The organism is Streptomyces sp. NPDC085932, assembly GCF_044540525.1.
Taxonomy (GTDB): domain Bacteria; phylum Actinomycetota; class Actinomycetes; order Streptomycetales; family Streptomycetaceae; genus Streptomyces; species Streptomyces levis.
This window is the reverse complement of sequence record NZ_JBITSJ010000001.1, coordinates 1324890-1336936: the sequence shown is the minus strand read 5'-3', so window position 1 is coordinate 1336936 and position 12047 is coordinate 1324890. Positions and strand designations below refer to the sequence as shown.

The following is a 12047-nucleotide window of genomic DNA, read 5'->3' as shown; positions in this document are numbered from 1 at the left end:
GTCGCGGACGCGGGAGACTTCCGGACTCGACCCGAAACTCCACACATCCGTTGCGGTGACGCCCCCTGCCCGCACGCGCGCGGGACGGGCGGCCGCAGGACGACACAGGGGTGGGATGGAAACGCCTGGATCACGCAGGGTTCAGCCGGGCAAACGCTCGGTCCTTCTGGCACTTCGGTACTACGGGAGGGAGCTGTCCCGGCTGCGCCGGTGGACGGCTCCCGCCATGTTGCTCTCGGCGCTGGGCAACATCGGCATCAACTACATCGCGCCGCTTATCGTCGCCAAACTGGTCGGCGACCTCGCCGACGACGGGGAGGTCACGGCCGCCTCGGCACTGCCGTACGTGCTCGGCTTCGCCGGTGTGCTGCTGCTCGCGGAGGCGCTGTGGCGGATCGCCCTGCACTGCCTCAACCGGCTCGACGCCCTCGGCATCGAGCACCTGTACGTCATCGGGATGGACGAACTCTTCGCCAAGGACGCCGCGTTCTTCCACGACAACTTCGCCGGCTCGCTGACCAAGCGCGTCCTCAGCTTCGCCTCCCGGTTCGAGCCGTTCGTCGACACGCTCACCTTCCAGATCGTCGGCAGCTTCGTGCCGCTGACGTTCGGCGCGGTGGTGCTGTGGCGCTACGAGCCGCTGCTCGTCGTGGGCCTGCTGTTCATGATCGCGCTGACGGCCGTCCTGGTGGTGCCGCTCATCCGCCGGCGGCAGCGGCTCGTCGACGAGCGTGAGGAGGCGATCGCCCGCGTGTCCGGGCATGTCGCCGACAGTCTGATGAACATGGACACCGTGCGGGCCTTCGCCGCCGAGGAGCGTGAGGCCGCCGAACACCGCTCCCGGGTCGCCACGTCACGCCGGCTCACGCTGCGCTCGTGGGACTACGGCAATCTGCGCATCGACACACTGGTCGCGCCGATGTCCGTGGTGACCAACGCGGTGGGTCTGCTGCTCGCGGTGACGCTCGCCGGGGGCGCGCACGGCGTGGAGGCCATCGTGGTCGCCTTCACGTACTACACCAATGCGACCCGCATCATGTTCGACTTCAACCAGATCTACCGCCGGCTGGAGGGTTCGATGACGGAGGCCGCGCAGTTCACCGAACTGCTGCTGACGCCGCCGACCGTGCTCGACCCGCCGGAGCCGGAGCCGCTGCGGCCCCGGGCGGCCGACGTCCGCTTCGAGAAGGTGACCTTCGCACACCGGGGCGGCCGACCGCTGTTCGAGGGGCTCGACCTGGACGTGCCGAGCGGCTCGAAGCTCGGCCTCGTGGGCCGGTCGGGCGGCGGCAAGACCACGCTCACGCGACTGCTGCTGCGGATGACGGACATCGACGGCGGCCGCATCCTCATCGGCGGCCAGGACATCAGCCGGCTGCGCCAGGCCGACCTGCGCGGGCAGATCGCCTACGTGCCGCAGGACCCGGCGATGTTCCACCGCACCCTGCGGGACAACATCGCCTTCGCCCGGCCGGAGGCGACCGACGAGGAGATCCGGCGGGCGGCACGGGCCGCGCACGTCACGGAGTTCGCCGACGCGCTGCCGGACGGCTTCGACACGATGGTGGGCGAGCGCGGGGTGAAACTGTCCGGCGGGCAGCGCCAGCGGGTCGCGCTGGCCCGGGCGATCCTGCGCGACGCGCCGATCCTGCTGCTGGACGAGGCGACCAGCGCCCTGGACTCCGAGAGCGAACTGCTGGTTCAGAAGGCGCTGTGGCGGCTCATGGAGGGGCGGACGGCGCTCGTGGTGGCACACCGGCTGAGCACGGTCGCGACCATGGACCAGCTCGTCGTCCTCGACCGGGGCCGGATCGTCGAGCAGGGCAGCCACCAGGAGTTGCTGGCGCTCGACGGCGCCTACGCGAAGCTGTGGCAGCACCAGTCGGGCGGGTTCCTCGACGACACGGCCGGGCGGGCCGGCGTGGTGTAGCACGGCGGGCCGTCTCCTCTCGTCCGGGGAGACGGCCGGCGGGCCGGCGTGGTGTAGCACGGCGGGCCGTCTCCTCTCGTCCGGGGAGACGCCCGCACGTCTCATGGGGCGACGTGCCCCGGCGGCCCGGCTGCTCGCGGGCGTTTCACCCGTGGGCGTGACGACGGAGGGCCACACGAGTGAACGTCGCGTCACGGTGCGTGACCGGCCGTTACGGTGGCGCGGTGCCCACAGCCCCGCGTGCCCGCTTGACAGCTTCCGCCGTCCGCCTCGCGTCCCACCGCCGGAACGGCAAGGAAACTCGCGCCGACATCACCACCCCGACCGGCCTCCGCGTCCCGCCACGCAGCCTGCCCTGCTTCCCGGCCCCGGCCGGCTTCGGTCCCGCCCCGGGCCGCCGGTGACGGCCGGGCGCCGGCGCACGTCCGCCGCCGCGCGCGGGACCGTCCTGCAGGAGTTGCTGCCCGGCTACCCGGCGCGCGAGCACTGGCGGCTCGTGCCGTCGACCGGTCAGCACTACCTCGACGTGGGTACGGGCCGGCCCCTGCTGTTCCTGCACGGCAACGCGACCTGGAGCCACGCCTGGCGCACACTGCTGCCCACGCTGGTCCCGCACGCCCGGTGCCTGGCCCCGGACCTGCCCGGCCTCGGCCTGTCCCGGCACCCGGCGACGCCGGCCGACCCGGCCCACCGTCACCTGCACCAACTGGACCATGTGGACGCCCTGTACCGCCATGTGGTCCGCGACGAGGGCGTCACGCCGACAGGCTGGACGTTCGTCGTGCACGGCTGGGGCGGCCCGCTCGACCTCGCCCGGCTGCTGCGCAACGCGGGGGTGATCTCCCGTCTGGTGGTCCTCGACACCATCGCGTTCCCCTGGTCCGACGGCCACCGGCTGCCGTTCCGGCTGCGCCGGCTCCGCAACCACCGGCCGGTGGCCGCCGCCGCGCACGCCGCCGACGCCCTCGCCCGGGCCACGGTCCGTCTCGGCGTCACCCACCGGCTCGGTCCCGCCGAGCGCCGCGCCTGCCTGCTGCCGCACGCCCGCCGCGGCAGCCGCCGGGCGATCACGGAGTTCGCGCGCGCCGTCCCCCGGGGCCCCGCGGACCCGGCCCGGCGGCTGCTCGCACCGCCCGAGGAGTCCGACGACCTCGCCCGGCTGCCGATGCTCATCGGCTGGGGCATGCGCGACCCGGTGTTCAGTGCGGAGGTCCTCACCGAGTGGACCCGCCGCCATCCGCACGCCGTCGTGCACCGCTTCCCCCGGGCCGGCCATCTCGTCATGGACGACGCCGGGGCGGAACTCGGCCTCCGCATCCGCGACTTCCTGCTCCCCGAACCTGTGCGAGGACAGCGATGACCGCCGTACCCGACAGCATCTCCGCCCGCCTGGCCCGCCTCGCCGAGGAGCCGCACTCCACCGCCGTCGTCCGCTGCAGCGGCCCCGTCTCCGCCGAGGACGTGACGGCCGCGCAATTGCTGGACGGCTGCCGCCGGATCGCCGACGCCCTGCGGGCGGCCGGGGTGCGGTCCGGCGACAGGGCCGTGGTGATGACCCGGGACGCCTACCAACTCGTCGCTTGTGTCTACGCCTTGACCTCGCTCGGCGCCGTGCCCGTGCTGATCGAGCCACGCGCCGAGGTGCGGCGCTGCCTGGACGAGGTCGCCCCCGGCGTGTTCATCGGGGAACCCCTGGCGCACGTGGCGCGCCGCGCGCTGGGCTGGGGACGCGGCCATGTCCGGACGGCCCTGGTCACCGGCCGCGGCTTCCCCGGGCAGGCCCACCTCCTCGGGCGGCACCTGCCGTCGGCCGTGCCGGACGGCACCGGTCCGGCCCCGCGGGTGCCGGAGCCCCGGCCGGAGGACCTGGCGACGATCGCCTTCACGTCCGGCTCCACCGGGCGGCCCCTCGGCGTGGAGTACGCCCACGCCACCCTGGCCGGGCAGCTCACGGCCCTGGACGCCGTCCTGCGGACCCGGGCGGACGACGTCCTGCTGTCCTGCTTCCTGCCGTTCGCCGCGCTGGGCCCGCTGCTGGGCGTGACCACCGTCGCCCCGCAGGTCGACCACCTGGCCCCGGCGCGCACGCCCCCGGGGCACCTGGTGGGGCCCCTGCTGCAGCACGGGGCGACCGTGCTGCTCGGGTCACCGGCGGTGCTCGGCCTGATCGCCGGTCACTGCGCCCGGCGCGGTCTGACGCTGCCCTCGGTGCGCCGCGTGCTGTCCTTCGGCACTCCGCTGCGCCCGCGCCTGGCCGAGGCCCTCACCAAGGCCCTCCCCGCGGGAGCGGAGATCCTCAGCGTCCACGGCGCCACGGAGTGCCTGCCCGTCGCGGCCATCGACGCCGAGCAGTCGCGCGTGCTGCGGGTCCAGCCGCCGCCGGGCCACTCGGGCACCTGTCTGGGCCGGCCGCTGCCCGGTGTCGAGGCGCGCGTGCTGGACGCCGACGCCACCGGCCTGGGCGAGATCGCCGTCGCCGGGCCGGTCGTCAGCCCCGGCTACCACGCCCGGCCCGAGGCCACGGCGGCCGTGCGGACCGGGGCCGACGGCACGCTCTGGCACCGCACCGGCGACCTGGGGCGCGTCGACGAGGCAGGGCGCCTGTGGTACCTGGGCCGCAAGGCCCACCTGGTCACCGGCGAGGACTTCACCCTCACCACCGAGGACGTCGAGGCCACGGCCGACACCGCCGCCGGGGTGCGGCGCACCGCCCTGGTGGGCGTCGGCCCCGCCGGGCGGCAGCGGGCGGTGCTCTGCGTCGAACCGGAGCGCGCGGCGCGCAGGGACGCGGTCGTGAGCGCCCTGCGCACGGCCCTGCGCGACCATCCGCACGCCCGCCGTATCGGCACCGTGCTGTTCCACCCCCGCTTCCCCACCGACCTCCGCCACCACTCCCGGATCGACCGCGTGCGGCTGGCCGCCCGGGCCGCCGAGGGCGGGCCGCGGTGAGGGTCCCGGTCACCGGAGACGGCGGCGTCCCGGGGTCGGAGACCCGCCGGGCCGGGTGAGCGGGGCGCGGGCCTTCAGGGCCTCCAGCAGCAGGTCCACCGACTGTTCGAAGGAGCTGTCCGCCATCGCGGGCAGCTCCCGCCGTACCGCGGTCAGCGCCGGGTAGGCCGCCGGGTCGAGGTCCTGGTAGGCGTCCCGCCAGGCGCGCTGGTCGGCCTCCCGCCGCTGCCGCGGCAGGGCATGGAAGGCCGCCTCCGTGGCGGCGTGGCTGAGGACGGTGTCGATGAAGGCCAGGTAGAGCCGTGCGGCCTCGGCCGGCGGGAAACCGGCGCCCAGCAGCAGGCCGATGCCGGTGTCGACGGCGCGGATCTCGTTGCGGCGGCGGGTCACCCGGTGCGCGGCCAGGGCGGCGGCCCGGGGATGGGCGAGGTAGCCCGCGCGCACGCGCAGGGCCATCTCGCGCAGCCCCGCCACCCAGTCGTCCCCGGGGGCGAAGCCCGCCATGGCGTCGCCGATGATGCGGTCGGCGATGGCGAGCACCAGGTCGTCGGTGCCGTCGAAGTAGCGGTACAGGGCAGTCGGATCGCAGCCCAGGGCCGCGCCGAGCCGGCGCACGCTCAGCGCCTCGGGGCCGTGCTCGCCGATGAGCCGGAGCGCCGTCTCGACGATGAGGTCCTCCGACAGCAGCACTCCGGAGCGGGTGGGGCGCCGGCGTCTGCGTTCCTGCGGGACACGGGTCGTCATGGCCGGATCCTCTCCTTCGCCACCCTCCGGTGGCCGGGTACGGAGCAGTGAACGACCCTCGGCCGCCTTACGTCAACAGGGTTGACCCAATATGGGCGCCGGATGTTCGATCGCATTCCCGCGCGGCTCTTCCCCCCGTGACCCCGAGGAGCCATCCATGTCGTCCGCCCCGCCCTCGTCCTCCTCCACGCCCGGCCTGCGCCGATCGCTCGGCGTCGTCGACGGCGTCGCCCTCGCCGCGTCCAGCACCGCGGCCACCACCAGCATCGCCATCGGCATGGGCACCATCGCGTCCGTCGTCGGGCTGCAGGCCCCGGCGCTGTTGCTGCTGGCGTTCCTGCCGGTGCTGGGCATCGCCCTGGCCTACGCGCGGCTCAACCGCTCCGAGCCCAACTGCGGCAACGGCTACACCTGGGTCGGGCGCTCCCTCGGCCCCTGGCCCGGCTTCCTGACCGGCTGGGTCACCCTGGTCGGGTCGATCATCTTCTGTGCCTACACCAGCGCCATCATGGGCTCGGTCGTCCTGCTCTTCGCCAACAAGGCCGGACTGCGCCGGCTCGGCGGCGTCGCCCTCGACCCCGGGTCCACCGGGATCAGCACGGCCGTGGGGCTGGTGATCCTGCTCGCGCTCGCGGCGCTGGCCGTCACCGGGATGCGGGCCGCCACGCGGTTCCAGTTCGCCCTGCTGGTCTTCGAGTACGCGGTGCTGCTGGGCTTCTGCGGCTGGGCCCTGATCACCGGCGACCACGCCTTCTCCCTGTCCTGGTTCAACCCCTTCGAGATCTCCAGCGGCACGGCGTTCGCCCAGGGGCTGGTCCTGGCGGTGTTCTTCTTCTGGGGCTGGGACGCGGCGTTCAGTGTCACCGAGGAGACGAAGAGCCCGGGCGACTCGGCCCGCGGCGGTCTGATCGCCCTGTTCGCCATGCTCGGCCTGTTCCTCTTCGCGTCGGTCGCCTTCCAGCGCGAGATGAGTCTGGCCGAACTGGTGCGCAACGGCCCGCAGGCCCTGCCGTACCTGGGCGGGAAGCTGGCCGCCGAGCCGTGGGCCACCCTGCCGCTGGTCGCGCTGATGTTCTCCGCGGTCGCCTCCGTGCAGGCGACCCTCATCCCCACCGCGCGCGGGCTGCTCGCCATGGGCCGCGACCGCACCATGGGCCCGCTGTGGACCCGGGTCCACCCGCGCTACGGCACACCGGCCGCCGGCACGGTGCTGGTGATGGCCGTCGGCGCCCTGATCGCGGTGTGCGCGGTCGCGATCCCCAGGCTGAGCGACATGCTCCTGGCGGCCGTCAACGCGATCGGCCTGATCGTGGCCCTGTACTACGGCCTCACGGCGCTCGCCTGCGCGGTGCGCTTCCGGTCCGCCCGGCACCGGGGGCCGCGCGAGGCGCTGCTCGCCGTGGGGGTGCCGGCCGCGTCCGGGCTGGTGCTGCTGGGGCTCGGCGGCTACCTCGGACACTCGTACCTGACCATGAGCGATCACTTCGAACCGAGCCCGGACAACGGCTGGTTCATGTTCTCGCTGCCCGCCGTGATCGTGCTCGCCGGTCTCGCCATGGCGGTCGTCGCCAAGTACGTCCGGCGCTCGCCGTACTTCACGACGGGGCACGGCACCGACGCCGAGGCCCTCACCCTGCCCATGGACCGCACGGCGGTCTGACCCCCCCCTGGAGTCCTCCCCCATGTCACACCCTCACGCCACGGCACCCGCCGACCTCGTCTTCACCGGCGGTCCCGTGCACACCGTCGATCCCGCCCGCAGCCGTGCCACGTCGGTGGCCGTGCGCGGCGGGCGGATCACGGCCGTCGGGCACGACGAGGTGCGCGAGCTGATCGGGCCGCGCACCGAGGTCGTCGACCTCGCCGGGAAACTGCTGCTGCCCGGCTTCCAGGACGCGCACGTCCATCCGCTGGGCGCCGGGCTCGAACTCGGCCTGTGCCATCTCGGCGACACGGTCGATCCGGACGCGTACCTGGGCAGGATCAAGGCCTACGCGGAGGCGCATCCGGACGCCGAGTGGATCACCGGGGGCGGCTGGTCCCTGGAGGCCTTCCCGGGCGGCTCCCCCACCGCCGCCGCCCTCGACGCGGTCGTCCCCGACCGGCCCGTCTTCCTGCCCAACCGCGACCACCACGGCGCCTGGGTGAACAGCCGCGCCCTGGAGCGCGCGGGCATCGACGCCCGCACGCCCGACCCCGTCGACGGCCGGATCGAGCGGGACGCCGACGGCCGTCCGACCGGGATGCTCCAGGAGGGCGCCGCCCACCTGGTGGGCCGCCTGGTGCCCGACCCGACCCCGGAGGAACAGCTCGCCGCGCTGCTGCGCGCCCAGGCGGTGCTGCACTCCCACGGCGTCACCGCCTGGCAGGACGCCATCGTCGGCACGTACACGAACATGACCGACCCGGCGCCCTCCTACCGGGCCGCCCTCGACCGGGGCCTGCTCACGGCGCGGGTCGTCGGCGCGCTGTGGTGGGACCGTGAGCGCGGCGCCGAGCAGATCCCCGAACTAGTGGCCCGGCGTGAGGAGTTGAGCCGGGACCGGTTCCGGGCCGGCACGGTGAAGATCATGCAGGACGGTATCGCCGAGAACCACACGGCCGCGATGCTCGACCCGTATCTGACCCGCTGCGGCTGCGCCTCGGACAACAGCGGGATCAGCTTCGTCGAGCCGGGAGAGCTCAGGAAGTACGTCACCGAACTCGACGCGCTGGACTTCCAGGTGCACTTCCACGCGCTGGGCGACCGGGCGGTGCGCGAGGCGCTCGACGCGGTGGAGTCCGCCCGCACGGCCAACGGCCGGCGCGGCACCCGGCACCACCTGGCGCACCTCCAGGTCGTCCACCCCGACGACCTGCCGCGCTTCCGCGCCCTGGGCGCGAGCGCCAATCTGCAGATGCTGTGGGCCGCCCACGAGCCGCAGATGGACGAGCTGACCCTGCCCTTCCTCGGCGCGGAGCGCGGTGCGTGGCAGTACCCCTTCGGCGATCTGCTGCGCGCCGGCGCCACCCTCGCCGCGGGCAGCGACTGGCCGGTGAGCAGCCCCGATCCGCTCCAGGCGGTCCATGTGGCGGTCAACCGCGTGGCCCCGGACGCCCCCGCGGGCACCCCGGCCTTCTTCCCGCAACAGCGTCTGGACCTCGGTACCGCCCTCGCAGCCCATACGGCGGGCAGCGCCCATGTGAACCACCTCGACGACGTCACCGGCAGCATCACCGCCGGCAGGTACGCCGACCTCGTGGTGCTCGACCGGGACCCGTTCGCGGGGCCGCCGCAGGAGATCGCCGCGACCCGGGTCCTGCAGACGTTCGTCGAGGGCCGGCGGGTCCACGCCGCGTCCGACGCCTGATCCCCGGCGGCCGGGGCGATCGCGCGGTTAGGACCGGGCCGCCCGGGAACGCGGTGCGCTGTACGTCCCCGAGCCGAGGGTGCCGCGATGACCGAGTACGAACGTTCCCGCACGATGCCCGCACCGCCGGAGCACGTCTTCGACCGGGCCGCGGACGTGGGCCGGCTGGAGAGCTGGCTGCCGGACGCCCTGCACGTGGAGGCCGGAGAGCTGCCGGCCGTCACCGTGCACGAGGACCGCACCGACGAGGACACCCCGGCCGTGCTGCGGGCCCGGCCGGAGCAGATGCGGCTCGAATGGGGCACACGCGAGCAGGGCGGCTACGCGGGCTGGCTCCAGGTCGCGGGCCTCGGCGGCGGGGCCAGCGAGGTGACGCTGCACCTGTCGTTCTTCGACGCCGGCCACGACCCGGGCGAGGGCCCCGTCGGCGACGCCCTCGACACCAGTCTGCGGCGCCTGGAGGAACAGGTACGGCTGCGCGTCGACGACGCGGCGGACTGACCGCCGTGGCACGGGCCAAGCAGTACGCCGTCGCGGCGTCCGGGCAGTGGACCGACGAGGAGGAGGGCCGGCGGCGGCTGCCCTCGGGAGAGGTGCACGCCTGGGAGCCGGGCCGCAACGAGACCGTCTGCGGGCTGTCCCTGAGCCGCTCGCAGCTGGTGCGCTTCCCCCACGTGGGCTGGCCGGACACCTTCCCGGAGTCCGGCGGCGCGGCGGACCGGGTGCGGCGTCAGTGCCCGCGCTGCGCCTCGGTGGCGGGCCGCCGCGGTCCCGACGCCCGGCCCCGCTGGCACCGGACCGACCCCCGGCCCTGAGCGGCTGCCCTCATCCGCCGTCGCACAGCGCGGCGGAGCCGCAGCCGGCGGGGCGGGGCCCTGCTGCGATCGGGACGCCGTTGCTGCGCAGCACCTCGCGGACGTCCAGGATCAGGGAGAACACCTCCTGGTTGCGGTCCTCCCCCTGCTCGTCCCAGGCCCGCTGCTCGGCCTCGACGGCCATCCGGTCCTCGGCGAACACGCGCTCGGTGAACCGCCGGATGAGCGGCCGGGCCAGGTGCAGGGCGCCGGGCACCCGCGGTTTCTCGATCATGAGCAGGCCGTAGGTGTGGCACCTGCGCTGCTCGGCGTCCTCGGGCACGTAGGCGACCCAGAGGCGGAAGGCGGGGCGCTCGGCGTTCTCCGGGACCAGGTCGAGCGTCTGGTACGGGTACTCGGTGCGGATGGTCATGACGTCACGGGAGTCGCGGCCGCCGATGCCCTCGGCGGCCAGCAGGCTGGCGCCCCGGTTCCGCTTGCCGCCGGTGTGCGTGAACAGGTACCTCGCCTCCACCGACCGGGCGTCGGTGCGGCGGTCGAGCAGCTCCGGGTGGAGTCTGCCGACGACGCCCCGGTGGAGGAACTGGTGGTTCATGTCGAGCAGGTTCTCGTGCATGAACGAGTAGTGGCAGCGCACGCTCCGCGCGTAGGTCAGGGTCAGGTAGCGCGGCGAGCCGAAGGCCGGCAGATCGGGCAGCGGTGTCGCGGCGGCCTTGTCCGGGTCGCCCGGGAAGACGAACACCAGGCCGTAGGCCTCGCGGACGGGGTAGCCGCGCACACCGCGCGGCGGTCTGCGGTCGCCCTTGGACAGGTACGGGATCTGCGAGACGCGGCCGTCGCCGCGGTAGGCCCAGGCGTGGTAGCAGCAGCGCAGTGTCTCGCCCTCCACGACACCCATGCTCAGCGGCACCTGCCGGTGGGCGCACCGGTCCTCCAGCGCGTGGACGGCGCCGCTGCGCCCCCGGTAGAGCGCGATGCGCTCACCGGCGAAGGAGGTCGCCCGCACCCGCCCGCGCCGCACGCTGCGCGACCGTGCGACGGGGTACCAGAAGTCGGGGTTCGCCCCGACGCGCCGCAGGTCGGTCACGGTGGGGGCCGGCGCGGGGTCCCCGGCGGGCCGGTCGCTCCCGGTCAGGGCTGCGGAGGTCCCGGCCGGAAAGGTCCCGGTCCTGTCGGTGTCGGTCATGCCTCTCATCGTGACGGCCGCCTCCCGGCCGCGCCCTGCCCGGCGCGTACGGACGGGTGAGGGCGGACCGGCAGGCGTTCAGTGGCCGACGGGCGGCGCGAAGCAGCCGGTCTCCCGGTACGGGCCGTGGGCCGCCGCGCCGGCGCCCGACGGCTGCACGAACGCCGTGACGCAGGTGTCGCCGTGGACGCTCAGCGCGATCCGCGCCCTTCGGGCGTGACGCGACGCCGGTCGTCTAGGCGCGGAGCGCCTCGGGCCCGGTGAGGGCCAGCGTGGTGGCGAGCGGGGCGTGGCGCAGGGTCGTCGAGGTGGGCGTGGGGGCGCCTTCCCGTCGTGGCGGGCCGTCCGGACCGGTCGTCGCGCGGACGTGACCGAGTGGGCGCACTCACGACGTCGCCCGCGGGCTCACGGTATGCGGGCTACCGGCCGGGGCGTTCTCAGGAGTCCCGCTCGATCAGCTCCCTCAGCGCGACGTTCAGTTCGAGGACGTTCACCCGGGGCTCGCCCATGAAGCCCAGGGTGCGGCCCTGGGTGTGGGCCTTGACCAGCTGCTCGACCCGGTCGGCCGGGAGGCCGTTGCGCTGCGCGACGCGGCGGATCTGGAGGGCGGCGTAGGCCGGGGAGATGTCCTGGTCGAGGCCGGAGCCCGACGAGGTGACGGCGTCGGCGGGGACCTGGGAGGGCCGGACGGGGTGGCCGGGCACGGAGTTCTCCCGGACCACCTGGGCCTTGGCGTCCTCGACCTGCCGCAGGAGCACCTCGCTGTCGGCGGACAGGTTGGTGGCCCCGGAGACGATCAGCCGGTAGCGGGTGTTGAGGGTGTTCCGCCCGAGGCCGTGCGCCGGGCGGGGCTGGAAGTAGTCCAGGCCGTAGCCCTGTTGACCGATCAGGGACGATCCGACGACCCTGCCGTCCGCCCTGGTCTCGGAGCCGTTCGCCCGGCCGGGGAACAGCCCCTGGGCGACGCCGGTGACGGCCAGCGGATAGACCACACCGGTCACCAGGGTCAGCACCAGCAGGGCGCGCAGGCCCGCCCCGAGCAGCCGGGCGGTGTTCGTGAGGGAGGTGTTCAT

At 74.5% G+C, this 12047-nt stretch carries 10 protein-coding genes; 7 read left to right on the top strand and 3 right to left on the bottom strand.

What is annotated here, in order from left to right:
* Window positions 1–115: 115 nt before the first annotated feature.
* The 3 genes from ACIGAQ_RS05515 (at window position 116) to ACIGAQ_RS05505 (ending at window position 4879) form a co-directional block, all read left to right on the top strand.
* The gene (locus ACIGAQ_RS05515) at window positions 116–1930 is read left to right on the top strand and encodes an ABC transporter ATP-binding protein (protein WP_399779340.1); all 1815 of its coding nucleotides are present in this window, start codon (window positions 116–118) and stop codon (window positions 1928–1930) included.
* Between the two features lie 400 nt (window positions 1931–2330).
* Window positions 2331–3290: an alpha/beta fold hydrolase gene (locus tag ACIGAQ_RS05510; protein WP_399779338.1), complete on the top strand. Its 960-nt coding sequence runs from the start codon at window positions 2331–2333 to the stop codon at window positions 3288–3290.
* On the top strand, window positions 3287–4879 hold the full coding sequence (locus tag ACIGAQ_RS05505) for an AMP-binding protein (protein WP_399779336.1): 1593 nt from the start codon (window positions 3287–3289) through the stop codon (window positions 4877–4879). The genes ACIGAQ_RS05510 and ACIGAQ_RS05505 overlap by 4 nt, the downstream gene beginning before the upstream one ends.
* Before the next feature lie 9 nt (window positions 4880–4888).
* Here the strand turns inward: ACIGAQ_RS05505 and ACIGAQ_RS05500 are convergent, their stop codons facing one another.
* Window positions 4889–5623, bottom strand: a complete 735-nt coding sequence (locus ACIGAQ_RS05500) for a TetR/AcrR family transcriptional regulator (RefSeq protein WP_311684543.1) — start codon at window positions 5621–5623, stop codon at window positions 4889–4891.
* A 157-nt stretch (window positions 5624–5780) separates the two neighbouring features.
* Here ACIGAQ_RS05500 and ACIGAQ_RS05495 point away from each other — a divergent pair, with 157 nt between their 5' ends.
* From ACIGAQ_RS05495 to ACIGAQ_RS05480, 4 genes are all read left to right on the top strand, one after another.
* Entirely contained in the window at window positions 5781–7283 is a 1503-nt protein-coding gene (locus ACIGAQ_RS05495) for an APC family permease (protein WP_399779334.1), read from the top strand.
* Window positions 7284–7305: 22 nt separating this feature from the next.
* A complete protein-coding gene (locus ACIGAQ_RS05490) occupies window positions 7306–8973 on the top strand; it encodes an amidohydrolase (RefSeq protein WP_399779332.1) in 1668 nt (555 codons plus the stop codon).
* Between the two features lie 87 nt (window positions 8974–9060).
* Window positions 9061–9474, top strand: a complete 414-nt coding sequence (locus ACIGAQ_RS05485) for an SRPBCC family protein (RefSeq protein WP_399779330.1) — start codon at window positions 9061–9063, stop codon at window positions 9472–9474.
* 5 nt (window positions 9475–9479) lie between these two features.
* Complete coding sequence (locus tag ACIGAQ_RS05480) at window positions 9480–9788, top strand: hypothetical protein (RefSeq protein ID WP_311684535.1); 309 nt, start codon at window positions 9480–9482, stop codon at window positions 9786–9788.
* A gap of 10 nt (window positions 9789–9798) precedes the next feature.
* On the opposite strand, the gene ACIGAQ_RS05475 is transcribed toward ACIGAQ_RS05480, so the two are convergent.
* Entirely contained in the window at window positions 9799–10974 is a 1176-nt protein-coding gene (locus tag ACIGAQ_RS05475; RefSeq protein WP_399779327.1) for a Rieske 2Fe-2S domain-containing protein, read from the bottom strand.
* A 437-nt stretch (window positions 10975–11411) separates the two neighbouring features.
* Entirely contained in the window at window positions 11412–12047 is a 636-nt protein-coding gene (locus ACIGAQ_RS05470) for a potassium-transporting ATPase subunit C (protein WP_399779326.1), read from the bottom strand.